Genomic DNA, 26,008 nt, shown 5'->3' on the forward strand with positions numbered 1-26,008 from the left:
CCGATGCGGCAATAGCTGCTTAGGGCACAGCACCGCCTGACCTTGCTTTACCTGGCCTTTCATCTACCGGTTGTAAAGTCCGCTGAACACCCTGCCCCCACACAGGTCACTCTCCATTCAAGGCAACCCGCATGGAGACCACCACTCTTGCCAAGAATTTTGACTTCCCGAACCACAGACACAACCTTCAACGCTACCGAACACGATGCGAAGATGTTCGGCTCCCCAAAGGATCGTCTGGATTTCTACCGAAAGGAGATTCAGTACGAAACCACTATCCTGGCCAACCGAACGGATGCCTATCTGACGGCGCAATCCTTTCTGGTCATTGCTTTCGCTTCCTGCATGGCCAATCTCAATCCGGAGTGGGGCAAGCTGTTCACAATGTTTGTACCGCCGTTTCTGGCGTTGTTGGGGGCGTTGAGTTCGTTGAATGCCTGGCCGGGGATTCGTGCGGCTTACGACATCATCGATCACTGGCATTACAAGCAAAGCGAGTTGCTGCGCAGTGAGCCGATCATGGGAATAGCGTATGACGAGTCGCCGCTGTTCAATGAACATGAATCGACGCACAAGGGGTATCGCAAGGCGTTGCTCTTTTCGATGCGTACGCCCTGGATTTTCGCGGTTTTCTGGATTCTGCTCGGCGGTTGGGCTGTTTTTATTCAGGTGGTGGGTTTTTCCGGATAGCTTTGATCAAACCCTTGCCCTGATTTTCACAACCAATCGGGGAAGTGTTGCTCGTAGTTTCTTTTGCGTGGCAACCGGTCACCCGGTTTCAGTCTGGCGCGCCATTCGCGATAGGCGAGATTCAGGCGTGAACGTCTGAGAAACTCCTCCAGGTCACGCTGGCTCTTCTCTTCTGTCTCCTTGAAAAAAAGGGCTTCCTGGGCATCCTGTTTTTCTTTTTCTCGAAGCCAGTTTCTCTCTACGTGATCAATCCACTCGCTCAGTATGAGGTTGTCGGCTCTTTGCACCACGAAGTGGACCTTGGGCGCGTCGCTGGTCACTTCGCCGCCATCCTGCTCCAGTGCTTCTTTTACAAAGCCGACAAGGCCATAACGCTCGGCGTCCGACCAGAATACCGGCCCTCCGCTCATGCCACTCAGCTTTGTAATGGGAGGCAGTGCCTCTAGATCGCTGTAAAAGGTAACGCTGTGATGCTTGCCATCAGCGCCATTGCCTTCTGCGATGGCTCTCACAAACCTCATGCTCAGATTGGTATTGCCTGACTTGTCTGACACATCCCTTTTTTCGGCAGTCGGGAATCCTGTTGCCATGGCATAAGGCAATGGCCAGACAGGCTCATGTTCCTGGATCACGAATGGCCGTTTGCCGATACTCAGGACATAAGCTTCGTCGATTGGGGTTATAGCGACATCGGGCTGATTGTCTGCGAAGTCCCGTGGGGCCAATACAAATGGGCCTCTGATCGTCAGCCCCTTGTTTACCGGGCAGAAGTAACGAAGGGGTTGATAGCTCTCGGCTGCCTGGCGAGCAAGATAATCCACTACATGCTTGGCAGTGACGGCGTAGCACTTATTGCCATAGCGAATAAATGTGACCGTCCCCGTCAGGTCGTCTGGCTGGGGAAGGAAGCCACGATGCCCGAGTTTCAGCCTATGCAGTGCCAAGGTCGCTGAATGAGCCTTGGCGTCGTCAAGGTCATCGTGAAATTGAAACGTTGCCATGCATTCCTTCTTATCGTTCCAGCCTTTAGTCGTCCCGGCCGCTGGCCCCGATCTTCTCTTCCATCTCCGCCACCTTGGCCTCCAGTGCCTCAAGGCGAGCCCGCGTGCGGGCAAGTACGGCCATCTGGCTGTCGAATTCTTCGCGGCTGACCAGATCCAGTTTGCTGAAGCCGCTTTGCAGCAGGGCCTTGAACTGGGTTTCAAATTCGTTGCGGGGCAGCGGGGTCTCGCCGTTGAACAGGCGGGAGGCGTGGCCACTCAGGGCGTCGAGGAAAGCTTTGGGCGCGAGCATGATGATTTTCCTGTATCAGATGGGCGGCAGTGTAGCACGCAGCATCTATAGTCATTTTCAGGGCACCGGCGATGCACAGTTATTGAGCGTGGGGGCGTGCACGAGTGCACTGTAGTTGTGCGTTGCGTGGTGGCCAAAACGGGCCAGATGGCTGAAAAAGTGCTCAAGGCCCTGTATTTGATGAATATTCACGAGATGGCAAGCTTTCTGCTTAATGGCTTGTGACCCATGCACTGATGCAGTCGCTGTGACGAATGCAGTGCGGCAGGCGGAGCGGGGATGTGTTTCGTCAGAAGCGGTTTTCTGGAGTTGGTCGGGCCTTTAACTGGCCGCCGACGCGTTACAAAGCCAGGCACTGCGCTTAGACTTGAGTCGGGTTTGTTTTCCTGGGGCAAGTCCACCAATTCGGGAGAAAGTTTTCATGAAGCTAGTCACTGCCATCATCAAGCCGTTCAAACTGGACGACGTGCGCGAGTCGCTGTCCGAAATCGGCGTGCAGGGCATCACTGTTACCGAGGTAAAAGGTTTCGGTCGCCAAAAGGGACACACCGAGCTGTATCGCGGTGCTGAATACGTAGTCGACTTCCTTCCAAAAGTGAAGATCGACGTCGCTATCGATGACAAGGATCTGGATCGCGTCATCGAGGCCATCACCAAGGCTGCCAACACCGGCAAGATCGGGGACGGCAAAATTTTTGTTGTGAATCTGGAACAGGCTATACGCATCCGTACCGGCGAAACCGATACCGACGCCATTTAAGCCGCCAAACCCCACGCCCCAGGAGTAAACAATATGACTCTGCGTCAATTCGCAGGGCTAGGAGCCCTGTTGTCCCTCGTAACCCCTGGCCTGGCCATGGCGGCGGACGAAGTGGCAGCCCCTGTTCTCAACTCAGGTGACACCGCCTGGATGCTGACAGCCACCGCGCTGGTGCTGTTCATGACCATCCCCGGTCTTGCCCTGTTCTACGGCGGCATGGTCCGCTCTAAAAACATTCTTTCCGTGATGATGCAGTGCTTCGCCATTACCGGTCTGATCAGCATCCTGTGGGTCGTCTACGGCTACAGCCTTGCTTTCGACACCACGGGCATGGAAGCTGGCGTCGTCAACTTCAACTCCTTCTTCGGCGGTCTGGGCAAGGCGTTTCTGGCGGGTATCACGCCTTCGAGCATCACCGGTTCTGCGGCCTTGTTCCCTGAAGCAGTGTTCGTCACCTTCCAGATGACTTTCGCCATCATCACTCCAGCCCTGATCGTCGGTGCTTTCGCAGAACGCATGAAGTTCTCCGCGATGCTGATCTTCATGGCTATCTGGTTCACTCTGGTCTACGCGCCAATCGCCCACATGGTCTGGGGCGGCGTCGGTGGCCTGATGTGGGACTGGGGCGTTCTGGACTTCGCTGGCGGCACTGTCGTGCACATCAACGCTGGTGTGGCTGGTCTGGTTGCCTGTCTGGTGCTGGGCAAGCGTAAAGGCTTCCCGACCACTCCGATGGCTCCGCACAACCTGGGTTACACCCTGATCGGTGCTGCCATGCTGTGGATCGGCTGGTTCGGTTTCAACGCCGGTTCCGCTGCTGCTGCAAACGGCACTGCCGGTATGGCCATGCTGGTAACCCAGATCGCTACCGCGGCTGCTGCTCTGGGCTGGATGTTCGCCGAGTGGCTGACTCACGGCAAGCCAAGCGCCTTGGGTATCGCTTCGGGTGTGGTTGCCGGTCTGGTTGCCATCACTCCGGCTGCCGGTACAGCAGGCCCGATGGGTGCCCTGATCATCGGTCTGGCGTCTGGCGTGATCTGCTTCTTCTGCGCCACCAGCCTGAAACGCAAACTGGGCTACGATGACTCCCTGGATGCATTCGGTGTTCACGGTGTCGGCGGTATCGTCGGCGCGATCCTGACTGGCGTATTCGCTGCACCTGCACTGGGCGGCTTCGGCACTGTGACCGACATCGGTGCTCAAGTCTGGATTCAGTTCAAGGGCGTAGCCTTCACCGTCATCTACACCGCAATCGTGACCTACATCATCCTCAAGGTGCTGGACGTTGTCATCGGTCTGCGTGTGACCGACGAAGAAGAGTCCGTGGGTCTGGACCTTGCGCAACACAACGAGCGTGGCTACAACTTGTAATCAACCGTAGCTACAGAAAAATGCCCGGTCTTCCCGGGCATTTTTTTTATCCGGACTTTGTGAACCATCTGCGCATTCCAGCTTCAATTGTCTGTGTCGTTACCGATGATTGCGGCTTATCGGTACAGCGGTTGTAATGCTGTCACGGGGATGATCGTTAACTTGTAGACCGGCTTGTTTATTGCGCGCTTTGCTTTTTTCTCAGTCGAGTTAGAATGCGCGCCGAACGTGCGGAGAACGGTATGTGGCATCAATCCAGAATTACCCTCCGGGCAAGGCCTCGCGGGTTTCATCTGGTAACGGACGAGATACTTGCAGGGTTGCCCGAGCTGCGTGGTTGTCGAGTCGGATTGCTGCATTTGTGGCTGCAACATACCTCGGCCTCGTTGACCGTCAACGAGAATGCCGACCCGGCGGTACGTCGTGATTTCGAGCGCTTTTTCAGCCGTCTGGTCCCAGAGGGTACTGACGGATATGAACATAACGACGAAGGTCCTGACGATTTGCCGGCGCATTTCAAGGCCAGTTTGTTAGGCTGCCAGTTGGTTTTACCGGTAACGGCTGGGCGATTGGCGTTGGGCACCTGGCAAGGTGTTTATCTGGGTGAGCATCGAGAGGCTGGCGGTGCTCGCAGTGTCCTTGCAACCCTTCAGGGTGAATGGACATGACCGCTGGTTTCAGCGGTGTTGAATTTTTTCCGACAGCCTTCGATTTTCAGGGCTGTTGGGCTATAACTAATCTGCTTTCGCAAGTCATGAGGTAGAACATGAGCGACGACGACAACGATAACGACGATCTGGTAGACGATCTGGAAGGTGAGGAAGACGGCGAGGAGCTTGCTGCTGCTCCTGAAGACGACGCTGCCGACTCTGATGATGGTGCTGAAGTCTCGGCTACACCTGCCAAGGGCAAGTCCAAGGCTGCAGTTTCGGTCGATGAGCTTCCCAGTGTAGAAGCCAAGAACAAAGAGCGAGATGCTCTGGCCCGTGCGATGGAAGAATTCCTCGCCCGTGGTGGCAAGGTGCAGGAAGTGGAGGCCAATGTGGTCGCCGATCCGCCCAAGAAGCCGGACAACAAATACGGTAGCCGCCCTATCTAAGGGGGCAATGACCGTATGAGAAAAAGCCCGCTGTCGCTGCGGGCTTTTTCTTGGGCGATGCTTTTGTAGGCGCGAATTTCATTCGCGAATGAGCGGAGCGCCGCCCGATTGCTTCTACAGTCGCTTCAGGATCTCGGGCAACTGGTTCAGGTTGTTGATCTCTGCATCGGGCAGCCTGTCGGCTTCCCAGGCCTTGCCTTGCGGGTTGTACCAGATGGCCCGCAGGCCGGCGCGCTGGGCGCCTTCGATGTCGTCGCTGGGGTGATCGCCTATGTGGACGGCGTTGACGGCATCGCTATTGCCACGCTTTAGCGCTTCCAGAAACGGTGCTGGATCGGGCTTGCCGATGCCCAGGTCTTCGGCGCACAGGGCGAAGGCGAAGTAGTCCGCCAGCCCCAGGCGGCGCACATCAGCGTTGCCGTTGGTGATGACGCCCAGGGTGAAGGTCTTGGCGAGGATTTCCAGGGTTGGCTGCACTTGCGGGAATATCTGCACCTGATGCCTGGCATGCAGGAACACTTCAAAACTCTCGTCAGCCAGTTCCTGTGCCTGTGAAGCGTCATAGCCTGCGTCCTGCAAGGCATGAAACAGCACGCGGCGCCTCAGGGCGCTGATGCGGTGCTTGAGGGTCGGTTCGGCTTCGATCAGGCGTGAGCGGATTTCCCACAGGTGTTCGATCGGCAATGGTCCGAGCAGGGGCGCATGCTCGCCTAGCCAGTTGCGCAGTACCGTTTCGGCACTGGCGATGGCCGGGGCCGTGTCCCACAGGGTGTCATCGAGATCGAAGGTAATGAGTTTAATCATCGGCAACTCCTTTGCGCCTGGCGCGGGGGTGGGCGCTGTCGTACACGCTGGCCAGATGCTGGAAGTCCAGGTGGGTATAGATTTGCGTGGTCTTGATGTCGGCGTGACCAAGCAGTTCCTGCACGGCGCGCAGATCCTGGGAGGACTCCAGCAGGTGACTCGCGAATGAGTGGCGCAGCATGTGCGGGTGAAGGTTTTGGCCCAGCTCGCGTTCCCCGGCGGCCTTGAGCCGTTTCTGGATCGCTCTTGGCCCCAGTCGCCGGCCTTGCTGGCTGACGAATACCGCATCGTCCTGCGGATTGGCCAGGGCGCGCAGTGGCAGCCAGGTTTCCAGGGCCTGACGGGCCTTGGTGCCCACCGGAAGCACGCGGGTCTTGCTGCCTTTGCCGAGTACCTGGACCAGCCCGTCGCTCAGGTCCAGTTGATCCAGATTCAGGCTCGTAAGCTCCGACAGGCGCAGCCCTGAGGAATACAGCAGCTCCATGATGGCCTGATCGCGATGGGCCAGGAAGTCGTCCTCGACGGCGCCGTCCAGAAGTTGCGAAGTGCGGTCGGTGTCGAGGGTCTTGGGCAGCCGCCGCTCGCCTTTGGGCGGTGCCAGGCCATTGGCCGGGTCATGCTCGCACAGGCCTTCGCGACACAGGTATTTGTAGAGTCCGCGCACCGCCGACAGCATGCGCGCCAGGCTGCGTGAGGACTGGCCTTGCTGGTGCTGGCGGGCAGTAAAGCTGCGCAGAAGCTGGATATCCAGGTCTGTCCAGTTTGAAACGCCCGCCTTCTTGCTGAATTCGAGCACCTTGTTCAGGTCGCGTCGATAGGCATCCAGCGTATGAGGCGACACCTGACGCTCACTGCGCAGGTGAGTGCAGTAGGCGTCCAGATGCTGTTCCATGTTTAGCGAACCGAGCGTAGCGAATGAGTGAAGCGCGGCAGCAGGCGGCTCAGGACGTCGGCGATATAACTGAGGAACAGGGTGCCGACCGAGCTTTTATAGTGCTGCGGATCGCGGCTGCCGATGGCAAGTACGCCGTGCAGGCCCAGATGGTTCAGGGTCACGATGGCGGTGGAGCCCACTTCCTTGCTTTGTTCGTCGCCGAACAGGAAGGTCAGTTCATGCTCGCGTAAGGCGCCGCACACAGTTTTCTCGCCGATCAGGCCGCCAATGGCTTTCTGTGCGTCGGTACTGCTGACCCAGCGGCCGACGGGCATGGGGTTGTCGCTGAACAGGACCAGGCTGACAAAGGGCACCTTGAATTCCTGGCGCAGGCTGTCTTCCACCGCAATGATCAGTTCATCCAGGCTGGTGGCGTCCATCATGGCGAGGTTGAGGCGTCGGGTTTTCTCGAACAAACGGTCGTTGTCGCGGGCCACATCCATCAACTGCGAGAGTCGATGACGCATTTCGATATTGCGTTCACGCAGCAGCTTGAGCTGACGCTCGACCAGCGAGACGGTATCGCCGCGCTGGTGAGGGATACGCATCGACACCAGTAACTCGTCGTGTTCAGCGAAGAAATCCGGTTGTTTGAGCAGGAAAGCGATAACCGCCTCTGCTTCAAGGTTTGGCACTGCGCTATCGGCAGGCGATTCGCTGGTGTTGTCGGTTGAAGCCGGAGGCTGATCGGTCATCGCATTTGCTCACTCATAGACGAACTTGGCCTTCGTAAACCCGTACTGCCGGGCCTGTCATCATCACAGAATGCCCCGGACCTGCCCACTCGATGGACAGGCGTCCGCCGGGCAGATCGATCAACAGAGGCGAATCCATCCAGCCCTGGCTGATGGCCGCTACGGCTGCAGCACATGCGCCGGTGCCGCAGGCCTGGGTTTCACCTGCGCCGCGCTCCCAGACGCGCAATTGTGCGCGCTGGCGATCGATGACGTGAAGAAAGCCCACATTGACCCGTGCCGGGAAGCGCGGGTGATGCTCGATTTTCGGACCCAGTTCATGCACCGGCGCGCCGTTGATGTCGTCTACCCGCAGGACCGCATGGGGATTGCCCATGGACACCGCAGCCAGCTCGACGTTCTGGCCGTCGACATCGACGTTGTAGCTCAGTGCCTGAGCGGGGGCCGTGAACGGAATATCCTGTGGGGCCAGGCGTGGCGGACCCATGTCGACGCTGATCTGCCCGTCGTTGCGCACATCCAGCTCGATGATGCCGCTCTTGGTTTCGACCCGGATCTGGCGCTTGGCCGTCAGGCGCTTGTCCAGCACGAAGCGGGCGAAGCAGCGGGCACCGTTGCCACACTGCTCCACTTCGGAACCGTCGGAGTTGAAAATCCGGTAACGGAAATCCACGTCCGGATTGCTGGGCGCTTCGACGATCAGCAACTGGTCGAAACCGATGCCGGTATGCCGGTCGCCCCATTGTTTGGCGTGCTTGGGCAAAATATGCGCGTGCTGACTCACTAGGTCCAGGACCATGAAGTCATTACCCAACCCATGCATCTTGGTAAAACGCAGCAGCATGGGTTTACTCCGGCAGCAGGCTTTCGCCAGCGAACAGCTCGGTCACGGTTTCGCGACGACGCACTTCAAAGGCTTGTGAACCATCGACCAACACTTCGGCAGCACGGCCGCGCGTGTTGTAGTTCGAACTCATGACAAAACCATAGGCGCCGGCCGAGTGAACAGCCAGCAAATCGCCTTCAGCCAGAGCCAGTTCGCGGCTCTTGGCCAGAAAATCACCGGTTTCGCAGATCGGGCCGACGATGTCATAAGTGCGTGCTGCGCCATCACGTGGGCGCACGGCTGTGACATCCATCCAGGCCTGATACAGCGCCGGACGGATCAGGTCGTTCATGGCCGCATCGACGATGGCGAAATCCTTGTGCTCGGTGTGCTTGAGGTACTCGACCTGAGTCAGCAGCACGCCGGCATTGGCCACGATGAAGCGGCCCGGCTCGAACATCAGCCCCAGGTCGCGACCGGCAAGGCGCTCGCGCACGGCCTTGATGTAGTTGGCCGCCAATGGTGGCTCTTCGTCGCGATAACGCACGCCCAGGCCGCCACCCAGATCGATATGACGCAAGTGAATGCCGCAATCGCCAAGACGATCCACCAGATCCAGCAGGCGATCCAGTGCATCGATGAAGGGTTCCAGGGTCGTCAGTTGCGAGCCGATATGGCAGTCGACACCCAGGACTTCCAGGTTCGGCAACTGCGAGGCGCGAACGTAGACGTCTTCGGCATCCGCGATGGCGATGCCGAACTTGTTCTCTTTAAGGCCTGTGGAAATGTACGGGTGAGTGCCTGCATCCACGTCCGGGTTGACGCGCAGGGAGATCGGCGCACGGACATTCAGCTCGGCCGCCACGACTTGAAGGCGTTCGAGTTCGTCAGTGGACTCGACGTTGAAGCAATGCACGCCGACTTCAAGGGCGCGGCGCATGTCGTCTCGGGTCTTGCCGACGCCGGAGAATACGATCTTGTCGGCTTTGCCGCCGGCTGCCAGCACACGCTCCAGTTCGCCACGGGACACGATGTCGAAACCGGCGCCCAGACGCGCCAGGACATTGAGTACGCCCAGGTTGGAGTTGGCTTTTACGGCGAAGCACACCAGATGAGGCATGCCGCTCAGGGCGTCGGCGTAGGCACGGTATTGCGCTTCGATATGAGCGCGGGAGTAGACATAGGTCGGCGTGCCGAAACGCTCGGCAATGGCAGACAGGGCTACTCCTTCCGCGAACAGCTCACCGTCGCGGTAGTTGAAGGCGTCCATGTAATTCCCTTAAAGATGCTTGTGCGATTGCGATTTGGCTTGTTCGTCGGATGATTTGGTGTCATCGGGCAGGTAGAGCGGGCCTTTCTGGCCGCACGCAGTGACAAGACAAGCGACCGCGACGAGCGCAGCAAGCGAAGAGATCAGGCGCTTCATGGCGAAATCCTTTGTAAAAGCATTAATTGCGCCCGAGTATACCGGCCACCCGGCGGCTTGCCTATGCAGGTGCCCACCCGTCCGGCGGGCCTTTGACGTTATCGTTGGATATGAACTGTTGCAGGGCGCGTCTGGCGGGTATGTTTTGCATTTGCCTTGCGGCGTCCGTATCTTGCGACCCTGTGCCATAAGCAGAAAATTTTTCGAGGTTCCCGTAATGAGTTTGACCGAAGCCCGTTTTCACGATCTGGTGGATGCTACCCAGCAAGCGCTGGAAGACATTTTCGACGAGAGCGATCTGGATCTGGACCTTGAAAACTCTGCTGGCGTACTGACCGTAAAGTTCGAGAACGGCACCCAGCTCATCTTCAGCCGTCAGGAGCCGCTGCGTCAGCTCTGGCTGGCAGCGCGTTCGGGCGGCTTTCATTTTGACTACGACGAAGAAACCAGCCGCTGGGTATGCGACAGCAGCGACGAGTTGCTGAGCGAGATGCTGGTACGCATCACTCAGGAGCAGGCTGGCGTCGAACTGGATTTCGACGAGATCTGATCGTGACCGATAACACTACGCCCGCACCTGCCCGGCCACCCAAACCGTTGTTCAGCAACGTCAGCCCTGCCGTGCCTTCGCCCTGTGTCAGCCTGTGTCGGCTCGACGAGCAGAAAGTTTGTCTGGGCTGCTTTCGCCATGTGGAAGACATTCGCGAATGGCGCTCGGCTGATGATGATCGACGCCGTCAGATTCGCCGCAACGCCGACCAGCGCCGGGCGCTTGCCCAGGAAAACCGCATCGCGGGCTAACGCCCTGTCGGGTTGTGTATTTATTGGCTGATGTTAATGTCAGAACCTGCTTCTCTAGATAGAGAGGCCTGTCAAAACCCCGCCGGATCGGCGGGGTTTTGCTTTTGTTGCGCAGAAAAAAGGAGACTGCCCGAATCATGAACACCGCACCTTCCATTATCCTCACCCGGCTCGATGTCCAGCGTCTTGAGCGCCTTATCGACAGCCAGACGCAGTCCATCCCCGGCATCGAGGCCTTGCAGGCTGAGCTGGACCGGGCCGAACAGATCGTCGGTCACGATGAAGTGCCTGCCGGGCTGGTGACCATGAATTCACGTGTGCATTGCCGTGAAGAGAGCAGTGGCAAGGACTATCACCTCAAGCTTGTATACCCGCAGGACGCGGGCGCCGAAGGCACGGTTTCGGTACTGGCACCGGTAGGCTCCGCCCTGCTGGGCTTGCAGGTCGGCCAACACATAGACTGGCCCGCCCCGGGCGGCAAGACACTCAAGCTCACCCTGCTGGCGGTGGAATATCAGCCGGAGGCGGCGGGGGAATATTTGTAGGGGAAGTTGCAAGCTGCAAGCTTTTGACTTGCAGCTTACTTACTGCTCTTCTCCATTTCCTCATTCAACGCCTTTTCCAGCTCTGCCTTGTGGCGCAGAAACAGGATGCTTTGTCCGTGGCCATCATCCAGCAGGCCGGAGAGGTCCAGGTCGGTGATGTAGCAGCGATAGCGTTGCGATTCCTGGCGGCGTTCGAGGATTTGTTGGGCGACCACGGCAAACAGTTGGTCGCCATGTTCCAGTTCCGAGAATTCGCTGTTGTCGCAATACAGCGTGACGTTCAACTGGCCCGGTGAGGTTTCTTCGATAATCGCCTGCACGTCGTAGTACGGCTTGTCCGCAGCGGTCGGCGCGGGGTGGGGTTCGATACGTCGGGCGCGGCCTGCGCCCGATGGCAATACCTGGTAATACAGCATGTCCAGCAGGACAGGTTCTGCCGGGTTATCCAGTGGTAGCGATGCGCCGCGTCGATAGACCAGTGAATGGAAGAAGCGCTGCAAGGGTAGCAGCAGGCTCTGTTCGTCGTGATACGGCAAGCGCTGGTGCCAGAGTGCGTTGTGTTCGTCGAGCACATACAGGTCGGCGTCCGGCTCGTTGACCCGATAGAACACCTGAATGCACTCCGGCTGCCCATGGGGCAGGATCAGCGCCAGGTCGTGGTCGTCCAGAGCTTGCGGGTCCAGGTGCAGCGGGCTGTAGAGCGGCGACTCCTCGCCCAGATAATTGAACAGCCCCGGCAGGCTGTTGACCACCACATGACCCACTTGCCCTGGTGTCATTTTCAGTACGTGATACTGCTGTTGCACCTGAATCAGGTAACGGTGGTTCAGCCCTCTGGCGAGCAGCAACTGCGCAGTATTGATCAACTCTTCGACCCGCTGCGCAATGGCCGGCGCCCGGTTATGGCAGAAGCAGCGCACACGTATGCGTGGCTGGGCCTCGCCTTCTGGCAGATTGCTGAGCAGTTCGCTCATGCAGTCGAGCAGGGCGTGAGGGCCGTCGTAGCGGCTGACCAGTGTTTCATTCCAGCTATTGAGAGTGATCTGGTCCAGCGTCAGCACCAGATTTTCCCGCACGCCTGCATAACTGAGCGAGTCGGTGCGCTCGGTCGTCATCAGGATATTCAGCTCGCGATGGTGCCTGAGCGGATCGACGCCCACGTTTACCAGCAGCAATATCTCATTGGGCACACTGGGTTTGAGCAGGTATTCGTCGCTGACTTCGCTCAGTGGCAGCGGGATCGTCTGCTGCAGGGCGCCCAGCAGGTTGAACAGCTCGAACTCGCTCAGGTCGCTGGGGCCTGGATGCAAGGCCAGTCGGGTGCTCGTGTCGATCACGCCGTTGCGATGGCACCAGGTCAGCAGCTCAAGCAGTTCGCGGCTTCGCTTGATGGGCGAGAAGTTCTGCCATTCATGGGTGCCCAGATTGCCGTTGTACAAGGCCCACTGGTTTTTCCCCGGCTCGCGCTTGTTGGGCGAGTTCACCAGGGTCAGAGTGTCTTCAGCCAGATCGGGGGCGATACCCGGGTTGATGAACTCGACTTTGCCCGCCTTGCGCTCGAAGGCGGCATACAAGCGCCGGCCCAGCACGCTGACGTCACGGGCCGTGATGGCGTTGGGTGCGTTTTGCGTACGGGCGAACTGCACCAGGAAGCGATAGCTGTAATTCAGTTCGTTGACCAGCGAGCGGCGCTCGTGGGCTACCTGCCGGACTTTCCACTGGCTGCGACTGTCCAGCAGCGCCAGTTGACGCTCATCCCAGCCCCATTCCCTGGTCAGGCGTTCCAGCAGCAGGCGTTGCCAGCTATTGCTGCGCTGACGGGCCGGGCCGGTGAGCTTTTTGTTGACCTTCAGATACAGGCTGCGACGTACCAGCTCCAGGCGCTCCGATTCGCTGCGGGCCTGCAGGTGCTCTTCGATCCGCTGGTACACGACCATGTAAGGGTCCAGTTCGTCCAGATCCAGCCTGTTGGCGAATACGGCCTGCTTGAATCGCAGGCTCAAGCACTGAACGTTGGGGTGTTCGCTGGAGTAGACCTCGATCAGCAACAGTTTGAGGACGGACTTGTAGGGTGACTCGATGCCTTTGAACAGTTGCCAGAGCCCTGCGCCGATGAATTCGCCGGGCGGAATGCCGGTCATTGGGCCAAGGTCGAGCACTTCGTTGGCGCGGATGAAGCGTTTGGACAGCAGCGTGTGGGTGTACTCGGCGTAGCGTTCTTCTTCATAAACCGGCACCAGCCACCACATCGGTGTGCGGCCAGCGAGCCAGATGGCGGTGCGGTAGAACTCATCCAGCAGCAGGTAGTGCTGGCTGGTGCCGCAGTCGTCGGAACTGAGCTGGGTGTCGCGATCCCCGGTCCGGAAACGTTGCGGGTCGATCAGAAAGAAATGCGCCTCTGCGCCCATGGACGCCGCCCAGATCTCCAGCGCCTGGCACTTTTTGCGTAGCTCGGCGATGGCTTCCGGGGCCAGATCCGAGTCGTGGCAGACCCAGACATCCATATCGCTCTGCTCTGCCTGGGCCAGAGTTCCAAGGCTACCCATCAGGAACAGACCGTGGATGGGCTGCGGCGGATTACCGTGGCGGGCCTTATAGGAAAAGGAGCGGGTCAGCCGCTGAGCCTCTGTCAGCGCCTGGGCGTCAGGTTCGTAATGGGAGACGCCAGCAGGTGTGCTGCTGGAAACGTAGCCGGGCAGCAGCGGGTGATTGACATGAAAGCACAGCGGCAGCAGCGTCAGCACGCTTTGCTGGCGAGTCGAAAGCCCTTCCATGGCACGGGCATACCGCCCGTCATTGAGAGTCAGGAAGCGGTTACGTAACTGGCTGAGCACCTTGCGGTCGATGCCCTCATCCAGGTCGGGACGAATTTCGGTATTACGCGTCATCGCAACTCAAGCATCTGGCCTGTGCAGGCGTTGAAGTGGTTAGCAGATGGCGAAGAAGACTACAGCCCAAGAGGATACATGCACGGTAGGGTTATTATTCTGACGCCGGTTTTTTATCGGCTTACATTCCCACAAATGGAGGGCCCGCTGCACCTTTTTGTTTGCGCGGCAGGCCCTGATGTCAGATATTCAAGGCAAAAACAAAGCTTGTAGGAGGCAGCTTGCTGGCGAAGGGGCAATGAAACCGGTACATCGTTGCGCCCGTTACTGAAGTCTTTGCCAGCAAGCGGCCTTCAACAAAGTGATGCGGCTTTTCAGGCGGCCTCTTCGGAGACGTTCAGGATGGTCAGCAGCGATTGGGCATGCTCGGCGGCTTCAAGCCCGAGGCTAGTCAGATAGCCACCATCAACTTGGGTGGTGAGGCCTTTTTCAAAAAGTCTTTTTGCAGCCGCAATGGCTGTCGGGGCGGCCACATGGTGGACTTTGAGGCCTTCCTGGGTGTTACCCAGATTGAACAGTGCAAGGATTTCCAGTTCGGCAACCAGCTCAGGGGTATACGACATAAGGACTCCAGACTTTTATAGTTGGCTGGATCGTGAGGGTTACAGAATCGACAAGGCTGTTTGACACGTCGGCTCTGTATGACCGTTAACGCCAGCTTGCAGGAAAGCCCCTATGGTTTGATTGGCAGAGGGGCCTTTGCAGTGTAGCCAGTGCCTGGAATCTTTGCAGCATATCTCTTGCCGGAATATCGCAAGTCAGGCTTCGGGCGGCAGTTCCGGCAAGGCGCGCAGGGCGGTTTCATACCACTGGGTATTGAATGGCCGGTCTTCTTCGAGCATGGCGTCAATCTCGATGGCCAGTACATGGGCCATCAGCTCAAGAATGTCTTCACGCTCATAACCGACCAGGGTCAGCTTGTTGTAGGTGGCCTTGGCGGCTGGCGGGTTATCTGCCTCGATCTGGTTTTCAATCGCTTCGATCAGGGTCGATGCGGTGAACTCTTCTTCATCGTTATCGATTGGGTCGGTCATGGTAAATCCTCAGTGAAGGCTGGCAGTTTAACTGGATTCTTTTGCCTGTGTCGGGATCAGTGAAGCCTGCCTGTCAGAACGGTCCTCAAGTTGTGTGAGGGACGCTTAACCCACTGACATTTATGGAAAAGTATATAAAAGTACCGCCACCGAAAACTTGAAGGTCATGGAGGCCGACGTGCTGAAGCTTTATGGTTTTGCCGCAAGCAATTATTTCAATATGGTCAAGCTGGCGCTGCTGGAGAAGCAGTTACCCTTTGAAATGGTTGCGCTGCATGGATGCCAGAATCCTGAGGTTCTGGCGATCAGTGCGCGAGGCAAGGTGCCGATACTGGAAACCGACCAGGGTTTCATCAGTGAGACGGATGTCATCCTGCGTTACATCGAGGAAACCCAGCCCGGTCGGGCACTGCTTCCCGAGGACCCATTCTCCCGCGCCCAGGTCTGGACCATCGCCAAGGAAATCGAACTGTATATCGAGTTGCCAGCGCGGCTGTGTTACGTCGAAGCGATCTTCGGTGGGCGGCCCACTCCTGAGGACCTCAAGGCCAAGGCTCGCCGGGACTTGCTCAAGGGGTTTCAGGCCTTGGCCCAGCGTGCCCGTTTTGCACCCTATGTGGCGGGCGAGAACTTCACTCTGGCGGATCTGTATTTTCTTTACAGCGTCGACCATGCCCAGCAAGTCGCTGAGAAACTGTTCGGTCTTGATCTGTTGCGGGACATGCCGGGTGCGCGGGCTCTGCTTGAGCATCTGGCACTCAATCCGAATGTGCAGCAGGTAGCGGCCGACAGGGAAGCTGAATGGCCATCATTCCTGGCGCGTGTCCAGGCGGTGGCGCGCAAGGCAGGGTAGATAAGGTTCTGCTCCGTCGCGGCCAGGTGGGCTGGCCGCGACGGCGACAGTTTTAGCGGTTTTCCAGCAGCGCCTTGCCACGAACCACGGCTGCCCGGACTTGCTCCGGAGCGGTGCCGCCAATGTGGTTGCGGGCATTGACCGAGCCTTCCAGGGTCAGTACGGCAAATACGTCCTGCTCGATCTGATCGCTGAATTTACGCAGTTCTTCCAGACTCATTTCCGCCAGATCCTTGCCGGTTTCCACGCCGTATTTCACGGCATGACCGACGATTTCGTGGCAGTCACGGAATGGCAGGCCGCGGCGCACCAGATAGTCCGCCAGGTCGGTGGCGGTGGAGAAACCGCGCAGCGCCGCTTCACGCATGATGGCGTGCTTTGGCTTGATGGCCGGGATCATGTCGGCAAAGGCGCGCAACGAGTCACGCAAGGTGTCGGCTGCGTCGAACAGCGGCTCCTTGTCTTCCTGGTTGTCCTTGTTGTAGGCCAGTGGCTGGCCTTTCATCAGGGTCAGCAAGCCCATCAGCGCACCAAACACGCGGCCGCTCTTGCCACGAACCAGTTCCGGTACGTCCGGGTTCTTCTTCTGCGGCATGATCGAACTGCCCGTGCAGAAGCGGTCCGGAAGGTCGATGAACTGGAACTGGGCGCTGGTCCAGAGCACCAGCTCTTCGGAGAAGCGCGACAGGTGCATCATGGCAACCGAAGCGGCAGAGCAGAACTCGATGGCGAAGTCGCGATCCGAGACGCCGTCCAGGGAGTTGCCGCCTACGGCGTCGAAACCCAGCAGCTTGCAGGTCAGCTCGCGGTCGATCGGGTAGGTGGTGCCTGCCAGTGCGGCGCTGCCCAGCGGCATGCGGTTCAGGCGCTTGCGGCAGTCGACCAGACGCTCGTAGTCGCGGCTGAGCATTTCGAACCAGGCCAGCATGTGGTGACCGAACGTCACTGGCTGGGCGGTCTGCAGGTGGGTGAAACCCGGCATGATGGTTTCGGCTTCACGTTCGGCCTGCTCCAGCAGCCCTTTCTGCAGGCGCGTGATTTCGCTGAGGATCAGGTCGATTTCGTCACGCAGCCACAGGCGGATATCGGTGGCGACCTGATCGTTGCGGCTACGGCCTGTGTGCAGCTTCTTGCCGGTGATGCCGATGCGGTCGGTCAGACGCGCTTCGATGTTCATGTGCACGTCTTCCAGGTCGACGCGCCACTCGAAACTGCCGGCTTCGATCTCGCTCTGGATGGTTTTCAGGCCATCGATGATGGTGTCGCGCTCGGCTTCGGTCAGGACGCCGACCTGAGCCAGCATCGTAGCGTGGGCGATAGAACCCATGATGTCGTGACGATACAGGCGTTGATCGAAGGTGACGGAGGCCGTGAAGCGCGCGACGAAGGCGTCGACGGGCTCACTGAAACGGCCGCCCCAGGACTGGTTGGTCTTGTCGGTGCTCATGGATTCGCTCGTTGCTCTGCTGAAAGTGGCGTGCCCGCTTCGTGGCACAAGGGCGTCGGCGATGATAACAGGTTGTTGCTTTTTTATTCTCGGATGGCTTGCCGCTGACGATGCCAGGGACGAGACTGGGCCTATGTGAGAGGACCTATGAAACCCGATTCCAGAACGACTCCCGGCAAGGATTTTTTCCTGCCTGAACTATGCTTGCCGCAGACGCTGCTGGTGCTCATCGTGCTGGCCGAACTGCTGGTGCTGGTCATGGTGCTGCTCGAACCCATGAGCCAGGGGTTCGATTGGGTGTGCCTGGCGCTGATGTCGATGTTCGTGCAGTGGATCGTCCTGCTGTCGGCGGCCCTGCTGTGTGGGCTTCGCCCCTGGCTGGCACGTCTTTCACCGGGGCTTGCAGGTATTCTCAGCTGCATGCTGGTAGTGGGTCTAACCTTGTTGTGTACGGCGGTGACGGATGTCTGCCAACTGACCGGCAGGATTTCGCCGGGCAGCATGGTCGAGCGCTATATCCGCTATTCGTTGATCGCGTTGATCATGTCCGCGCTGATGTTGCGCTACTTTTATCTCCAGAGTCAGTGGCGAAAGCAGCAGCAGGGGGAATTGCAGGCCAGGATCGAATCGCTTCAGGCCAGGATTCGTCCGCATTTTCTGTTCAACACGCTCAACAGCATTGCCAGTCTGGTGGCCAGCAATCCGGTCAAGGCCGAGCAGGCCGTACTGGATCTGTCGGACCTGTTTCGCGCCAGCCTGGCCAAGCCCGGAAGCCTGGTGACCTGGCACGAAGAACTGGCGTTGGCGAAACGATATTTATCGATTGAGCAATATCGTCTCGGCGAGCGTCTACAGTTGGACTGGAGGGTGAGCGCAATTCCTGATGATTTGCCCATTCCCCAGCTGACCTTGCAGCCATTGCTGGAAAACGCCTTGATCTATGGCATTGCTCCGCGCATCGAAGGGGGCATAGTTACAGTCGAGGCAGACTATGAAGGGGGAGAGTTCATATTGTGTGTCAGCAATCCCTATGAAGAAGTTGCCACACGGCAGACTTCCAACGGTACTCAACAGGCCCTGTTGAATATAGGTGCACGTATTACGGCACTTTTTGGCCCGCACGCCAGTCTGAGCGTGGAGCGCCGTGATGGTCGTCACTACACCTGTCTACGCTATCCTTGTGCGAGACTCACGCAGGAAGCCAGAGCAATATGAATGTCCTGATCGTTGATGACGAACCCCTGGCCCGCGAGCGATTGAGCCGATTGGTCGGCGAAATCGAGGGTTACAGGGTACTTGAACCCAGCGCTACCAATGGCGAAGAAGCTTTGGCGCTGATTGAAAACCTCAAGCCAGATGTCGTGCTGCTCGATATCCGCATGCCGGGTCTCGACGGTCTTCAGGTCGCGGCGAAACTGTGCGAGCGTGAAACTCCGCCCGCTGTCGTCTTTTGTACTGCGCACGACGAATTTGCACTGGACGCCTTTCAGGTCAGTGCCGTCGGTTATCTGGTCAAACCTGTGCGCCCCGAGAATCTTGTCGAGGCGTTGAGAAAAGCCGAGCGCCCCAATCGCGTGCAGTTGGCCGCGATGACCCGTCCGGCTGCCGAAACGGGTAGCGGTCCGCGCAGCCATATCAGTGCGCGAACCCGTAAAGGCATTGAGCTGATCCCGCTGGATCAGGTGATCTTTTTCATTGCCGACCACAAATACGTCACCCTGCGCCATGAAGGCGGCGAAGTGCTGCTGGATGAACCGCTCAAGGCGCTGGAAGACGAGTTTGGTGACCGATTCGTGCGTATCCATCGCAATGCGCTGGTGGCACGGGAACGGATCGAGCGTTTGCAGCGCACGCCGCTGGGGCATTTCCAGTTGTTCCTCAAGGGGCTCAATGGCGATGCCTTGATCGTCAGCCGTAGGCATGTCGCCGGGGTGCGCAAGATGATGCAACAGCTTTAAGGTACGAAGAAGTGGCTGCCCTCGCCGCAAGTCCAGCAGGATGTCGAGCCGGTTTCTGTCCACAGAGCGTTGCCGTTGTGGAGGCCCATGGTTCGGGCGGGGGAAGTCTTAGCCACTGTCATTTCGTTGATCCGGGTCATGAAGCCGATTTTACTTTTTGAGTCAGCGCTGAAGTCGTTCCGGTTGTGCTGTTATTATCCGTCGCACTTATCAAGCACGGATTGATCCATGTCTTCTCGCGAAATCCGCATTGCCACCCGTAAAAGTGCGCTGGCCCTCTGGCAGGCCGAATATGTCAAAGCCAGGCTTGAACAGGCTCATCCTGGCCTGATCGTGACGCTGGTGCCCATGGTCAGCCGTGGCGACAAACTGCTCGACTCGCCGCTGTCGAAAATCGGCGGCAAGGGCTTGTTCGTCAAGGAGCTGGAAACGGCGCTTCTGGAAAACGAAGCCGATATCGCCGTGCATTCCATGAAAGACGTGCCGATGGATTTCCCCGAAGGCCTTGGGCTGTTCTGCATCTGTGAGCGCGAAGACCCGCGTGATGCATTCGTTTCCAACAACTTCAGCAGTCTGGAGCAGCTTCCTGCTGGCAGCATCGTGGGCACTTCCAGCCTGCGACGTCAGGCTCAACTGCTGACACGTCGTCCAGACCTGGAAATCCGGTTTCTGCGCGGCAACGTCAACACCCGTCTGGCCAAACTGGATGCCGGTGAGTACGACGCAATCATTCTTGCTGCCGCCGGCCTGATCCGTCTGGGCTTTGAAGATCGCATCACTTCGGCCATTAGCGTCGAGGACAGCCTGCCTGCCGGAGGCCAGGGCGCCGTAGGGATCGAGTGCCGTAGCGTCGATGCCGAAATTCACGCACTGCTTGCGCCGCTGCATCATGGCGACACGGCCGTGCGCGTGATTGCCGAGCGGGCGCTGAATAAACACCTCAACGGTGGCTGCCAGGTGCCGATTGCCTGCTACGCCGTTCTGGAAGACGATCAGGTGTGGCTGCGCGGGCTGGTGGGTGATCCGGCTGGCGGTCTGTTGCTGCATGCCGAGGCCCGCGCACCGCAGACATCGGCTCAGGCGCTGGGTGTGCAGGTCGCCGAAGACTTGCTGGCCCAGGGCGCAGGCCAGATTCTCAAGGCTGTCTATGGCGAGGCTCGGGACGAATGAGTACCTGGCGTCTGTTGCTGACCCGTCCCGCCGAAGAGTCGGCAGCGCTGGCCAGGGTGCTGGCCGATAACGGCGTGTTCAGCAGCAGTCTGCCTTTGCTTGAAATCGAGCCGTTGCCCATCCCCCCCGAGGACCGCTCGAAAATTTTCGATCTGCCTCTCTACAGCACGGTCATTGTGGTCAGCAAGCCAGCGGCTCGTCTTGGGCTGGAACTGGTGGATGAAATCTGGCCGCAACCCTTTGTCCAGCCCTGGTTCAGCGTAGGCGCGGCGACCGGACAGATTCTGCTCGACTACGGCCTGATCGGTGTTAAATGGCCCGAGCAGGGTGATGACAGCGAAGCCTTGCTTGAACTGCCTGAATTGCAGGACGCTATCTCCATACCGGGCAGCCGGGTGCTGATCATGCGTGGGGATGAAGGACGCGAGCTGTTGGCAGAGCGTCTGCGCGAGCAAGGTGTTAGTGTCGACTACTTGCCGCTGTACCGCCGTTTTCTGCCTCAGTATCCGCTCTCGACCCTTTCACAGCGCGTCGAATCGGAACGCTTGAACGGGCTGGTGGTCAGCAGTGGGCAGGGTTTTGAACATCTGCTTCAGTTGGCAGGTGATGCCTGGCCGAAACTGGCCGGGTTGCCTTTATTCGTACCGAGCCCCAGGGTTGCCGAAATGGCACGTGCCGCCGGGGCTCAAACCGTGGTTGATTGTCGTGGCGCGAACGCTGCGGCGTTGCTGGCCGCGTTGCGGGATCAGCCTCAGCCTGTCGTCAAGGCGTACTGAGCGACGAGTTGTCGTTCATGTAACTACGCCCAAATGCAAAGGATGGATACGTGAGCGAAACAGCCTTGCCTAAAGATGAAGAATCGGTGCTGAAAACATCGACATCCACACCTGATCCAGTGCGCCCGGTGCGTACCGGTAACCGCAGCAATGGTTTGGTGATCCTGGCCTTGTTGCTTGCCGTTGCAGGCGTTGCCGTCGCCGGTTGGGGAGTATGGCAACTGCGCATGCTGCAGGAAGGTCATTTGCAGCAGCGAGGGCAGGTCGAAGGCATCGCCCAGCAGACTCGGGTCCTGACCGAGAATGATCAGGAGCTGAGTGCCCGTCTTGCTCAATTTCCTCCGGTCGACCAACTGGAAGACAGCCGTCGTCTGGTTGCCCAGTTGCAGGGCGATCAGCAGCGTCTGAGCCAGCGTCTGGAAACCGTACTCGGCGCAAGCCGCAAGGACTGGCGTCTGGCCGAGGCCGAGCATCTGCTGCGTCTGGCCAGCCTGCGCCTGTCGGCCTTGCAGGATATCAACAGCGCCCAGGCGCTGGTTCAGGGCGCCGATGAAATTCTGCGCGAACAGGATGACCCAGGCTCGTTTGCCGCTCGCGAGCAACTGGCCAAAAGCCTGGCAGCGCTACGCAGTATCGAGCAGCCGGACCGTACCGGCTTGTTCCTGCAACTGGCTGCCCTGCGTGACCAGTCCGTTCAGCTCAACAGGCTGGCGCCCGAGTACGAAGATAAAGGCGAGCCGCTCCTGGGTGTGACTCCTGACAAGAATGATGACAGTTACTGGTCCCGCTGGTGGAGCCACATTTCCCATTACTTCCGCATCGACTTCAACGCCGACAAGGACATTCGACCGGTCCTGGCCGGCCAGAGTCTTGCTCAGGTCCGTCTGGCCCTGAGCCTGGCAATCGAGCAGGCGCAATGGGCCGCGCTCAATGGCGAGCCGAAGGTCTATACCCAGTCGCTGCTGGAAGCCAAGAGCGTCCTGATGGGCAACTTCAATCAGGATGAACCGCAGAGCAAGGTGATCGGTGAGCGTCTGGATACCCTGATCAAACAACCTGTTTCGGTAGTGACGCCGGATCTGGCTCAGAGCTTGAGTGCAGTCCAGGCCTACCTTGAACGTCGTCATGCATCCGGTCAGCCTGCCGAGGCTCGGGGGATCAGCCCATGAAGCGCGTCTACCTGCTGCTGTTCATTGCCGTTGCTGTTGCAGCGCTGATTGGTATCGCCATTGCCGAGCACTCCGGCTACGTATTGATCGCCTATCAGAACTTCCGCTATGAATCGAGCCTGTGGGCAACCCTTGGCCTGTTCGTGGCGCTTCTGTTGCTGATCTTTGTTGCCCGGCTTCTGATCACCTTGCTCACGACATCCGGTGGTGTGGTCAATCCATGGTCGCGCCGTAATCGCCGCCGTCGGGTGCAGTTGGCAATCGAGCAGGGGCAGATGGATCTTGCCGAAGGTCGCTGGTCCAGCGCGCAGCGTCATCTGCATCGCGCCGCCGAGTCCGATCCCCAGCCGTTGCTGTATTACCTTGGTGCTGCGCGTGCTGCCAACGAGCAGGGCCGCTACGACGAGTGTGACAGCCTGCTGGAGCGTGCCCTGGAACGTCAGCCCCAGGCGGAGCTGGCGATTGCCCTGAGTCATGCGCAACTGCAACAGGACCGTGGCGATACCGATGGTGCGCTGACCACCTTGCAGGCCATGCATGAGCGCCATCCGCACAACCCGCAGGTGCTGCGCCAGTTGCAACGTCTTTATCAGCAGCGAGGCGACTGGTCCGACCTGATCCGGCTGCTGCCCGAACTGCGCAAGGACAAGGTGCTGCCGCCCAAGGAACTGGCCGAGCTGGAGCGCCGCGCCTGGGGTGAAAATCTCACCCTGGCCGCGTATCGCGAGGAAGGTGACGGCGAGCTGACTGGCCTGCCTTCACTGGAAAAAGCCTGGAAAGGCCTGACCTCCGCACAACGACAGGAGCCGCAACTGGTGCTGGCTTATGCCGAGCAGTTGCGTCGTCTGGGGGCCGAAGCCCAGGCCGAAGAGGTGCTGCGAACAGCGCTCAAGAAGGACTACAACAGCCATCTGGCCAGGCTTTACGGTCTGGTGCGCGGTAGCGATGAGTCCAGGCAGTTGCAGGTTGCCGAAGCCTGGCTCAAGCATCATCCCGATGATCCGAGCCTGTTGCTGAGCCTGGGTCGTATCTGTCTGCAGGCTCGCCTGTGGGGCAAGGCCCGTGATTATCTGGAGAGCAGCCTGCGTTTGCAGCGCAACCCGGAAACCTGTGCCGAACTGGCTCGCCTGCTGTCCCGGCTGGGAGAGACCGATCGCAGCAATCAGCTGTTTCAGGAAGGCCTGGGGATGCTCGATGAACGCTTTCTGGCTCGTCCGCTTCCTGCGCTGAGCAGTACCTGAGTCCGGTGCCGTGAAAGCCCTTTTTCAGGGCTTTCACGCCTTCAACTCCTCGTCAGTTCAGGGATTAGATTGTTCCTACGTTAATCGGTAAAAAATCTCCCTGATCTGGTGTTTTATTTCTCCTGCAAACAGCGAAGCATCCGTACTTCGTCGCCTTGAAAGCGTTGTGTGCTTTCCTCTACCGTAACTGTCTCGTCTCATTCGTTACGGATTTGCCATGTATCTGGCCCGCACGCGTACCTTGTTCTTCCTGGCATTCATCGCAAGTGGACTGATCATCGGCGCTACCCTTTATCTGCAGCATGCGTTTGGCCTGGTTCCCTGCCTCCTCTGCCTCATACAGCGAGCACTCGTCATCGGGTGTGGTCTGCTCTGTCTGGTGGCGGCCATTCATTCGCCCCAGGAGGCCGGCTGGCGTCGTTATTGTGTGGCCTTGCTGGCATTGGCGCTGCCGGGCGCTCTGGTAGCGGGTTTTCATATATGGCTGCAGACTGCGTCCGCCGAAGAGTTGATGCCCGTCGTTACTCAATACCGGCATTTGCTCAATGCATTGTCTCTGGAGAGCGGTAGCGAGCCTTTGCACAGCGGTACTTATGTGTGCGCCGAAATCAATTGGTCATTGTTCGATATCACTCTTCCCGAGTGGAGCCTGCTGGCTTTTGTGATCCTGTGTCTGCTGGCGTTGTACCCACTTTTCAGTGGGTTACATCGCTGGATGTCCGTCGACACTGACGGAGGGTATTAAACGCTTGTATGAACTTTCTCTCCTGCGTACCTTGATGGCCTTGTCGTGCGGGCATAATCTGAGCCGCACGCGTCATTGGGAGTATGCTGTCCTGACGCTTTTACAGGCTCGGTTCTTGCGATATTGTAAGGCCAGCACAGGACCGCATGCCCCTTAAGGGAAGAGAGAACATCATGCTGGAAAGTTGTCGCAATGCTCAGGAACGCTGGGGTGGCGTCAATCTGTTGATTGATCGCTGGCTACAGGACCGTCATGAATTGATTCGAGCCTATGACGTTCTCGGCGACACGCCCGAGCAACTGGCCGCGGATCGTGGTGCGCTGCTGAAGTTTTGTGAAATTCTGGTCGATTACGTTTCGGCTGGCCATTTCGAAATCTATGAGCAGCTCAACAGCGAAGCCCAGGCGTTCAACGATGAGCGCGGGCTTGAACTGGCCGATACGATTTATCCGCGTCTGGAAGGTATCACCAAGCTTGCACTGGCGTTCAACGACCGCTGCGAAAAGGGCGATTGCTCCGACGGCGCAGGGTTTGCCAATGAGTTCAAGACGCTGGGTGGTCTGCTGCATGAGCGCTTCGAGCTGGAAGATTGCCTGATCGAAGTCCTGCACAACTCCCACAAGGAAGAGGCCGCTTCTCAGGCCTGATTCATTCTTGTCGTGTTGCCAAGGGTGCGTTCGCACCCTTTCGCATTTCAGGGTGTCGGTTACTGCGAGACCGCGACCAGCTCGATTTCAAAAACCAGCGGCGTGAACGGATCGATCAGATCGCCTGCGCCTTCTGCGCCATAGGCCTGGGCGGAAGGAATCACCAGACGCCACTTCGCGCCTACCGGCATGCCTTGCAGGGCCGTGGTCCAGCCACTGATCACGCTGTCGAGTCGGAACCACTGCGGCTGAGTGCTCTGATCGAAGATCGTGCCGTCGGGCAGGCGTCCGACATAGCGTACTTCGACCCGGCCATTGGCTTCAGGTTTGGGACCGGTGCCCGGAGCCAGCTCCGTCATCAGAATGCCGTCGGCCAGCGTCTTCACGCCGGGCTTGGCTTTCTCGCTGTCCATGAAGCGACGCTCTGCCGTCAGCGCTGCCTCGCTCTGGGCGTCGGTGCCCGAGGCTTCGGCTTGCGCCAGGGCTGCGTCATGCTCCCTGAGAATCTGGTCGATGCGTTCTTGCTTGAGCGCCAGCGGCTTGCCTTGGTAAGCCTGCTTCAAGCCTTCTACCAATGCCTTCAGGTCAAGGTCCGGGACCTCTTGATGCAGGCGCTCACCCAGGCTGGCACCCAGGCTGGCACCCAGGCTGTACGCGAGATCGTGAGAGTCCTGTGTCGGTGCGGTTTCACCGGCATGCGCCAGAGGAATCAAGAGGAACAACGACGTTAACAGGTAGCGCGACATGAATGCTCTCCGGCCCGGGAAGTCAGCGATTATGCCAGTGCGAGGGCTTGCGGTGATGACTCCTGGCAAGAGAATTTTGTATTGCCCCTG

General features: G+C 58.7%; 30 protein-coding genes. 17 read left to right on the forward strand and 13 right to left on the reverse strand.

Going from position 1 to position 26,008, the window contains the following annotated elements; all coding sequences use genetic code 11:
* Window positions 1-147 precede the first annotated feature (147 nt).
* Complete coding sequence (locus KGD89_RS00915; protein WP_025257950.1) at window positions 148-690, forward strand: hypothetical protein; 543 nt, start codon at window positions 148-150, stop codon at window positions 688-690.
* Window positions 691-716: 26 nt separating this feature from the next.
* On the opposite strand, the gene KGD89_RS00920 is transcribed toward KGD89_RS00915, so the two are convergent.
* Together KGD89_RS00920 and KGD89_RS00925 are read right to left on the reverse strand one after the other, a co-directional pair.
* Window positions 717-1,691: a CCDC34 family protein gene (locus KGD89_RS00920; protein WP_025257951.1), complete on the reverse strand. Its 975-nt coding sequence runs from the start codon at window positions 1,689-1,691 to the stop codon at window positions 717-719.
* A gap of 25 nt (window positions 1,692-1,716) precedes the next feature.
* Window positions 1,717-1,983, reverse strand: a complete 267-nt coding sequence (locus KGD89_RS00925; protein ID WP_025257952.1) for an accessory factor UbiK family protein — start codon at window positions 1,981-1,983, stop codon at window positions 1,717-1,719.
* Window positions 1,984-2,404: 421 nt separating this feature from the next.
* Here KGD89_RS00925 and glnK point away from each other — a divergent pair, with 421 nt between their 5' ends.
* From glnK to sutA, 4 genes are all read left to right on the forward strand, one after another.
* Window positions 2,405-2,743 (forward strand): P-II family nitrogen regulator, encoded by a 339-nt coding sequence (gene glnK / locus KGD89_RS00930; protein ID WP_002555808.1) that lies wholly within the window; start codon window positions 2,405-2,407, stop codon window positions 2,741-2,743.
* A 33-nt stretch (window positions 2,744-2,776) separates the two neighbouring features.
* Complete coding sequence (locus KGD89_RS00935) at window positions 2,777-4,114, forward strand: ammonium transporter (RefSeq protein WP_025257953.1); 1,338 nt, start codon at window positions 2,777-2,779, stop codon at window positions 4,112-4,114.
* A 242-nt stretch (window positions 4,115-4,356) separates the two neighbouring features.
* Window positions 4,357-4,782, forward strand: a complete 426-nt coding sequence (locus tag KGD89_RS00940) for a secondary thiamine-phosphate synthase enzyme YjbQ (RefSeq protein ID WP_038399722.1) — start codon at window positions 4,357-4,359, stop codon at window positions 4,780-4,782.
* Between the two features lie 98 nt (window positions 4,783-4,880).
* Window positions 4,881-5,213, forward strand: coding sequence for a transcriptional regulator SutA (sutA, locus tag KGD89_RS00945; protein WP_025257954.1), 333 nt, complete (start codon window positions 4,881-4,883; stop codon window positions 5,211-5,213).
* A gap of 114 nt (window positions 5,214-5,327) precedes the next feature.
* Here the strand turns inward: sutA and KGD89_RS00950 are convergent, their stop codons facing one another.
* From KGD89_RS00950 to lptM, 6 genes are read right to left on the reverse strand one after another with little or no spacing between them, the layout of a single operon-like run.
* Complete coding sequence (locus tag KGD89_RS00950) at window positions 5,328-6,017, reverse strand: HAD family hydrolase (RefSeq protein WP_025257955.1); 690 nt, start codon at window positions 6,015-6,017, stop codon at window positions 5,328-5,330.
* Window positions 6,010-6,909 carry a tyrosine recombinase XerC gene (gene xerC, locus KGD89_RS00955; protein WP_025257956.1) on the reverse strand — a complete coding sequence of 300 codons (900 nt, stop codon included), beginning with the start codon at window positions 6,907-6,909 and terminating at the stop codon, window positions 6,010-6,012. The genes KGD89_RS00950 and xerC overlap by 8 nt, the downstream gene beginning before the upstream one ends.
* Window positions 6,910-6,911: 2 nt before the next feature.
* Window positions 6,912-7,646 (reverse strand): DUF484 family protein, encoded by a 735-nt coding sequence (locus KGD89_RS00960; protein WP_025257957.1) that lies wholly within the window; start codon window positions 7,644-7,646, stop codon window positions 6,912-6,914.
* Window positions 7,647-7,659: 13 nt separating this feature from the next.
* Window positions 7,660-8,490 carry a diaminopimelate epimerase gene (dapF, locus tag KGD89_RS00965; RefSeq protein ID WP_025257958.1) on the reverse strand — a complete coding sequence of 277 codons (831 nt, stop codon included), beginning with the start codon at window positions 8,488-8,490 and terminating at the stop codon, window positions 7,660-7,662.
* 4 nt (window positions 8,491-8,494) lie between these two features.
* Window positions 8,495-9,742 carry a diaminopimelate decarboxylase gene (gene lysA / locus KGD89_RS00970; RefSeq protein ID WP_025257959.1) on the reverse strand — a complete coding sequence of 416 codons (1,248 nt, stop codon included), beginning with the start codon at window positions 9,740-9,742 and terminating at the stop codon, window positions 8,495-8,497.
* 9 nt (window positions 9,743-9,751) lie between these two features.
* Window positions 9,752-9,898, reverse strand: coding sequence for an LPS translocon maturation chaperone LptM (lptM, locus tag KGD89_RS00975; protein ID WP_038399723.1), 147 nt, complete (start codon window positions 9,896-9,898; stop codon window positions 9,752-9,754).
* Window positions 9,899-10,115: 217 nt separating this feature from the next.
* Between lptM and cyaY the strand changes: the two genes are divergently transcribed.
* The 3 genes from cyaY (at window position 10,116) to rnk (ending at window position 11,244) form a co-directional block, all read left to right on the forward strand.
* The gene (gene cyaY / locus KGD89_RS00980; RefSeq protein WP_025257960.1) at window positions 10,116-10,448 is read left to right on the forward strand and encodes an iron donor protein CyaY; all 333 of its coding nucleotides are present in this window, start codon (window positions 10,116-10,118) and stop codon (window positions 10,446-10,448) included.
* Window positions 10,449-10,450: 2 nt separating this feature from the next.
* The gene (locus KGD89_RS00985; protein ID WP_025257961.1) at window positions 10,451-10,699 is read left to right on the forward strand and encodes a DUF1289 domain-containing protein; all 249 of its coding nucleotides are present in this window, start codon (window positions 10,451-10,453) and stop codon (window positions 10,697-10,699) included.
* A 137-nt stretch (window positions 10,700-10,836) separates the two neighbouring features.
* A complete protein-coding gene (gene rnk, locus KGD89_RS00990; protein WP_025257962.1) occupies window positions 10,837-11,244 on the forward strand; it encodes a nucleoside diphosphate kinase regulator in 408 nt (135 codons plus the stop codon).
* A gap of 35 nt (window positions 11,245-11,279) precedes the next feature.
* Here the strand turns inward: rnk and KGD89_RS00995 are convergent, their stop codons facing one another.
* The 3 genes from KGD89_RS00995 to KGD89_RS01005 all read right to left on the reverse strand — a co-directional run bounded on the left by KGD89_RS00995 (window position 11,280) and on the right by KGD89_RS01005 (window position 15,166).
* A complete protein-coding gene (locus KGD89_RS00995) occupies window positions 11,280-14,132 on the reverse strand; it encodes a class I adenylate cyclase (RefSeq protein WP_025257963.1) in 2,853 nt (950 codons plus the stop codon).
* Between the two features lie 314 nt (window positions 14,133-14,446).
* Window positions 14,447-14,695: a TIGR02647 family protein gene (locus tag KGD89_RS01000; protein ID WP_025257964.1), complete on the reverse strand. Its 249-nt coding sequence runs from the start codon at window positions 14,693-14,695 to the stop codon at window positions 14,447-14,449.
* Window positions 14,696-14,890: 195 nt separating this feature from the next.
* The gene (locus KGD89_RS01005; protein ID WP_025257965.1) at window positions 14,891-15,166 is read right to left on the reverse strand and encodes a hypothetical protein; all 276 of its coding nucleotides are present in this window, start codon (window positions 15,164-15,166) and stop codon (window positions 14,891-14,893) included.
* Between the two features lie 178 nt (window positions 15,167-15,344).
* On the opposite strand from KGD89_RS01005, the gene KGD89_RS01010 reads away from it, so the two are divergent.
* Entirely contained in the window at window positions 15,345-16,019 is a 675-nt protein-coding gene (locus KGD89_RS01010) for a glutathione S-transferase family protein (RefSeq protein WP_025257966.1), read from the forward strand.
* Between the two features lie 52 nt (window positions 16,020-16,071).
* Here the strand turns inward: KGD89_RS01010 and argH are convergent, their stop codons facing one another.
* On the reverse strand, window positions 16,072-17,466 hold the full coding sequence (gene argH / locus KGD89_RS01015) for an argininosuccinate lyase (RefSeq protein ID WP_025257967.1): 1,395 nt from the start codon (window positions 17,464-17,466) through the stop codon (window positions 16,072-16,074).
* A gap of 147 nt (window positions 17,467-17,613) precedes the next feature.
* On the opposite strand from argH, the gene KGD89_RS01020 reads away from it, so the two are divergent.
* The 8 genes from KGD89_RS01020 (at window position 17,614) to KGD89_RS01055 (ending at window position 25,172) form a co-directional block, all read left to right on the forward strand.
* Window positions 17,614-18,681 (forward strand): sensor histidine kinase, encoded by a 1,068-nt coding sequence (locus KGD89_RS01020; RefSeq protein ID WP_095067338.1) that lies wholly within the window; start codon window positions 17,614-17,616, stop codon window positions 18,679-18,681.
* Window positions 18,678-19,424, forward strand: a complete 747-nt coding sequence (locus KGD89_RS01025; RefSeq protein ID WP_025257969.1) for a LytR/AlgR family response regulator transcription factor — start codon at window positions 18,678-18,680, stop codon at window positions 19,422-19,424. Before KGD89_RS01020 ends, KGD89_RS01025 begins: the two co-directional genes overlap by 4 nt.
* 228 nt (window positions 19,425-19,652) lie before the next feature.
* Window positions 19,653-20,594 carry a hydroxymethylbilane synthase gene (gene hemC / locus KGD89_RS01030; protein WP_025257970.1) on the forward strand — a complete coding sequence of 314 codons (942 nt, stop codon included), beginning with the start codon at window positions 19,653-19,655 and terminating at the stop codon, window positions 20,592-20,594.
* Window positions 20,591-21,370 carry a uroporphyrinogen-III synthase gene (locus KGD89_RS01035; protein ID WP_025257971.1) on the forward strand — a complete coding sequence of 260 codons (780 nt, stop codon included), beginning with the start codon at window positions 20,591-20,593 and terminating at the stop codon, window positions 21,368-21,370. The genes hemC and KGD89_RS01035 overlap by 4 nt, the downstream gene beginning before the upstream one ends.
* Window positions 21,371-21,420: 50 nt before the next feature.
* On the forward strand, window positions 21,421-22,539 hold the full coding sequence (locus KGD89_RS01040) for a uroporphyrinogen-III C-methyltransferase (RefSeq protein ID WP_025257972.1): 1,119 nt from the start codon (window positions 21,421-21,423) through the stop codon (window positions 22,537-22,539).
* Window positions 22,536-23,780: a heme biosynthesis protein HemY gene (locus KGD89_RS01045; RefSeq protein ID WP_025257973.1), complete on the forward strand. Its 1,245-nt coding sequence runs from the start codon at window positions 22,536-22,538 to the stop codon at window positions 23,778-23,780. The genes KGD89_RS01040 and KGD89_RS01045 overlap by 4 nt, the downstream gene beginning before the upstream one ends.
* Window positions 23,781-23,997: 217 nt before the next feature.
* Window positions 23,998-24,525 carry a disulfide bond formation protein B gene (locus tag KGD89_RS01050; RefSeq protein ID WP_025257974.1) on the forward strand — a complete coding sequence of 176 codons (528 nt, stop codon included), beginning with the start codon at window positions 23,998-24,000 and terminating at the stop codon, window positions 24,523-24,525.
* A gap of 173 nt (window positions 24,526-24,698) precedes the next feature.
* Entirely contained in the window at window positions 24,699-25,172 is a 474-nt protein-coding gene (locus KGD89_RS01055) for an Rsd/AlgQ family anti-sigma factor (protein WP_025257975.1), read from the forward strand.
* Between the two features lie 59 nt (window positions 25,173-25,231).
* On the opposite strand, the gene KGD89_RS01060 is transcribed toward KGD89_RS01055, so the two are convergent.
* Window positions 25,232-25,918, reverse strand: coding sequence for an FKBP-type peptidyl-prolyl cis-trans isomerase (locus KGD89_RS01060; protein WP_213149631.1), 687 nt, complete (start codon window positions 25,916-25,918; stop codon window positions 25,232-25,234).
* Window positions 25,919-26,008 lie beyond the last annotated feature (90 nt).

It is taken from the genome of Pseudomonas cichorii, from assembly GCF_018343775.1.
Taxonomy (GTDB): Bacteria; Pseudomonadota; Gammaproteobacteria; order Pseudomonadales; family Pseudomonadaceae; genus Aquipseudomonas; species Aquipseudomonas cichorii.

What these genes read in the sequence shown, in the direction of transcription:
- KGD89_RS00920 (WP_025257951.1), bottom strand. Translation starts at nt 1,691, where the DNA reads ATGGCAACGTTTCAATTTCACGATGACCTTGACGACGCCAAGGCTCAT.
- KGD89_RS00925 (WP_025257952.1), bottom strand. Translation starts at nt 1,983, where the DNA reads ATGCTCGCGCCCAAAGCTTTCCTCGACGCCCTGAGTGGCCACGCCTCC.
- glnK (WP_002555808.1), top strand. Translation starts at nt 2,405, where the DNA reads ATGAAGCTAGTCACTGCCATCATCAAGCCGTTCAAACTGGACGACGTG.
- KGD89_RS00935 (WP_025257953.1), top strand. Translation starts at nt 2,777, where the DNA reads ATGACTCTGCGTCAATTCGCAGGGCTAGGAGCCCTGTTGTCCCTCGTA.
- KGD89_RS00940 (WP_038399722.1), top strand. Translation starts at nt 4,357, where the DNA reads ATGTGGCATCAATCCAGAATTACCCTCCGGGCAAGGCCTCGCGGGTTT.
- sutA (WP_025257954.1), top strand. Translation starts at nt 4,881, where the DNA reads ATGAGCGACGACGACAACGATAACGACGATCTGGTAGACGATCTGGAA.
- KGD89_RS00950 (WP_025257955.1), bottom strand. Translation starts at nt 6,017, where the DNA reads ATGATTAAACTCATTACCTTCGATCTCGATGACACCCTGTGGGACACG.
- xerC (WP_025257956.1), bottom strand. Translation starts at nt 6,909, where the DNA reads ATGGAACAGCATCTGGACGCCTACTGCACTCACCTGCGCAGTGAGCGT.
- KGD89_RS00960 (WP_025257957.1), bottom strand. Translation starts at nt 7,646, where the DNA reads ATGACCGATCAGCCTCCGGCTTCAACCGACAACACCAGCGAATCGCCT.
- dapF (WP_025257958.1), bottom strand. Translation starts at nt 8,490, where the DNA reads ATGCTGCTGCGTTTTACCAAGATGCATGGGTTGGGTAATGACTTCATG.
- lysA (WP_025257959.1), bottom strand. Translation starts at nt 9,742, where the DNA reads ATGGACGCCTTCAACTACCGCGACGGTGAGCTGTTCGCGGAAGGAGTA.
- lptM (WP_038399723.1), bottom strand. Translation starts at nt 9,898, where the DNA reads ATGAAGCGCCTGATCTCTTCGCTTGCTGCGCTCGTCGCGGTCGCTTGT.
- cyaY (WP_025257960.1), top strand. Translation starts at nt 10,116, where the DNA reads ATGAGTTTGACCGAAGCCCGTTTTCACGATCTGGTGGATGCTACCCAG.
- rnk (WP_025257962.1), top strand. Translation starts at nt 10,837, where the DNA reads ATGAACACCGCACCTTCCATTATCCTCACCCGGCTCGATGTCCAGCGT.
- KGD89_RS00995 (WP_025257963.1), bottom strand. Translation starts at nt 14,132, where the DNA reads ATGACGCGTAATACCGAAATTCGTCCCGACCTGGATGAGGGCATCGAC.
- KGD89_RS01000 (WP_025257964.1), bottom strand. Translation starts at nt 14,695, where the DNA reads ATGTCGTATACCCCTGAGCTGGTTGCCGAACTGGAAATCCTTGCACTG.
- KGD89_RS01005 (WP_025257965.1), bottom strand. Translation starts at nt 15,166, where the DNA reads ATGACCGACCCAATCGATAACGATGAAGAAGAGTTCACCGCATCGACC.
- argH (WP_025257967.1), bottom strand. Translation starts at nt 17,466, where the DNA reads ATGAGCACCGACAAGACCAACCAGTCCTGGGGCGGCCGTTTCAGTGAG.
- KGD89_RS01020 (WP_095067338.1), top strand. Translation starts at nt 17,614, where the DNA reads ATGAAACCCGATTCCAGAACGACTCCCGGCAAGGATTTTTTCCTGCCT.
- KGD89_RS01025 (WP_025257969.1), top strand. Translation starts at nt 18,678, where the DNA reads ATGAATGTCCTGATCGTTGATGACGAACCCCTGGCCCGCGAGCGATTG.
- hemC (WP_025257970.1), top strand. Translation starts at nt 19,653, where the DNA reads ATGTCTTCTCGCGAAATCCGCATTGCCACCCGTAAAAGTGCGCTGGCC.
- KGD89_RS01035 (WP_025257971.1), top strand. Translation starts at nt 20,591, where the DNA reads ATGAGTACCTGGCGTCTGTTGCTGACCCGTCCCGCCGAAGAGTCGGCA.
- KGD89_RS01045 (WP_025257973.1), top strand. Translation starts at nt 22,536, where the DNA reads ATGAAGCGCGTCTACCTGCTGCTGTTCATTGCCGTTGCTGTTGCAGCG.
- KGD89_RS01050 (WP_025257974.1), top strand. Translation starts at nt 23,998, where the DNA reads ATGTATCTGGCCCGCACGCGTACCTTGTTCTTCCTGGCATTCATCGCA.
- KGD89_RS01055 (WP_025257975.1), top strand. Translation starts at nt 24,699, where the DNA reads ATGCTGGAAAGTTGTCGCAATGCTCAGGAACGCTGGGGTGGCGTCAAT.
- KGD89_RS01060 (WP_213149631.1), bottom strand. Translation starts at nt 25,918, where the DNA reads ATGTCGCGCTACCTGTTAACGTCGTTGTTCCTCTTGATTCCTCTGGCG.